Origin of the sequence: Motilimonas sp. 1_MG-2023 (assembly GCF_030547455.1) — a bacterium.
In the GTDB taxonomy this organism is placed as follows: Bacteria; Pseudomonadota; Gammaproteobacteria; order Enterobacterales; family CBDFNC01; genus Motilimonas.
This window is the reverse complement of sequence record NZ_JAUOPX010000092.1, coordinates 1-1,970: the sequence shown is the minus strand read 5'-3', so window position 1 is coordinate 1,970 and position 1,970 is coordinate 1. Positions and strand designations below refer to the sequence as shown.

The window sequence follows — 1,970 nt, the reverse complement described above, 5'->3', positions numbered from 1 at the left end:
TCATCATTACGCGCATGTGTGGTTTCATCGGCATGAATGAGCGGCGCTTTTTGGATGTGCGCTTTCAATGCTTGATGTACAGGTGTTAGCATTGAGCTAACACGCCCTTGCACTTCTGAAAGTGCTCCAATTGAAAATGTCGTACCATATTGGTCTAACAGAAGTTGCCTGATTTTACTTAGGCTTAAATGATGCTGGCCAGCCAGCACGGCGATGTGACTTACTTAAAAACAGGTGAAGGCTGGCGGATGGCCGCCCCGATGCCCTTAGCCATTGTGATGGATTTATATTCGCGTCGCATCGTAGGCTGGCACATCGACAAACGCATGACGACGGATTTGATAAGTAGGGCATTAATGAAAGCTTACAATCTGCGACAGCCACCGCATGGGGTGGTGTTTCACAGCGATCGCGGCTCACAATATACCAGCAAGCAATTCCCTAAATTGCTAGCGAGCTACTGAATAAGATCTAGTATGGGGGATGTGGGTGCGTGTTGGGATAATGCCGTTGTAGAGCGCTTTTTGGCAGTTTAAAACACGATTGGCTATTCAAAGTTAATCAGCAGCCAACAAGGGAATTTATGAAGCAAGATGTGGCCGCTTACATGAAGAATTACAACGTAGAGCGACTGCACTCAGCTAATGATGATCTGTCGCCAGTATAGCTCAACTAAAGGTGCTGAGATGGTCCCCTCGGCATAGCAATGTGCCATGATTTAGGTGAACATAATCTGACTCGAGGTGACCACTATGAAATATAAACTCATTAGTATTGATTTGGCAAAAACTGTCTTTCAAGTCGCTGCCTTTAATCCTGATAATACGATTGCTTTTAACCGCAAACTCAAGTGTTCTGAGCTACTCCATACACTCAGGCAATGCGAGCCTACATTGGTCGTGATGGAAGCCTGTTACAGCGCTAATTTCTGGGCAGAGCCATTGGTGAGGCGGCCGGTCGGCCAAAAGTGAGTCTGTTGCGACCCAAAACCGTCGAGCAACAAGACATTCAATCTTTGCTTCGCATTCGTGATCGTTTGATTGACAACCGCACTGCAAACGGTAATCAACTGCGAGGTTTCCTTGCTGAATATGGCCTGATTATCGCGAAAACCCGACACAAATTGATGGTCGTCATCCCCTTGATTTTAGAAGACGATGAAAGCGGCCTAACCACTGTCGCTAAGGGGTTTATTCGCCGTCTTTATGAATTCCAGCTGCATTTAGACACACAGACCGAGCAAGTGACACTTGAAATATCAACCCTTGCTCAATCTATGCCACAGTATCCTTTGCTACTGACTATCCCAGGTGTAGGCCCAATCGTGGCATCGACATTATTGGCCAGTATTAATGACATCAATGATTTTAAAAATGGACGGCAACTAGCCGCATGGCTAGGGCTAACGCTCTCGCAATATAGCAACGGCACGACCAATCGGCTCGGTAAAATAACGAAACGCGGTAATCAAACATTAAGGCAGTTACTGATCCATTGCTCTAGAGCGGTAGTGAATTGGTGTGATAAAAAAGACGACGCACTGAGCCTATGGCTACAACAACTCAAACAACGCCATCACATTTGTAAAGTGACGGTTGCCTTAGCCAATAAAATGGCTCGAATGGTCTTTGTGGTGATGAGTCGTGGGGAAGCGTACGACATGAGTAAGGCGTGCAAGGCCGCGAACTAGGTGTCGGTTTATTAAGGTATGAGTTTTGATACGTAAAGAGCAAGCACAACAGGGGTAATGGTGTTAATGAGTTAAACTGTTTGTCTTACTCAAAACCTGAACGGGACAGTGACCTTCGAGGTAAGGTAGGTGCCTAGGCAGGGCGGGATTCCACTTTGAACAGAAAATAAACAGCAACTAAAGGTGCAGATAAATGTGTAATCAAGTGCACATATATTGTTCAAGTGTTTCGTAGTTGGCAAGCTTTTAGCAAGAATTCAAAGTTAATTTTGCTTATTAA

The 1,970-nt window shown here is 45.4% G+C and carries 3 pseudogenes; 2 read left to right on the top strand and 1 reads right to left on the bottom strand.

What is annotated here, in order from left to right:
• Window positions 1-224: pseudogene (locus Q4519_RS21500) on the bottom strand (transposase); the annotation flags it as partial.
• Here Q4519_RS21500 and Q4519_RS21495 point away from each other — a divergent pair.
• Window positions 192-667, top strand: a pseudogene (locus Q4519_RS21495) (IS3 family transposase); the annotation flags it as partial. The pseudogenes Q4519_RS21500 and Q4519_RS21495 overlap by 33 nt on opposite strands.
• A gap of 85 nt (window positions 668-752) precedes the next feature.
• Window positions 753-1,690 (top strand): annotated as a pseudogene (locus tag Q4519_RS21490) (IS110 family transposase).
• Window positions 1,691-1,970 lie beyond the last annotated feature (280 nt).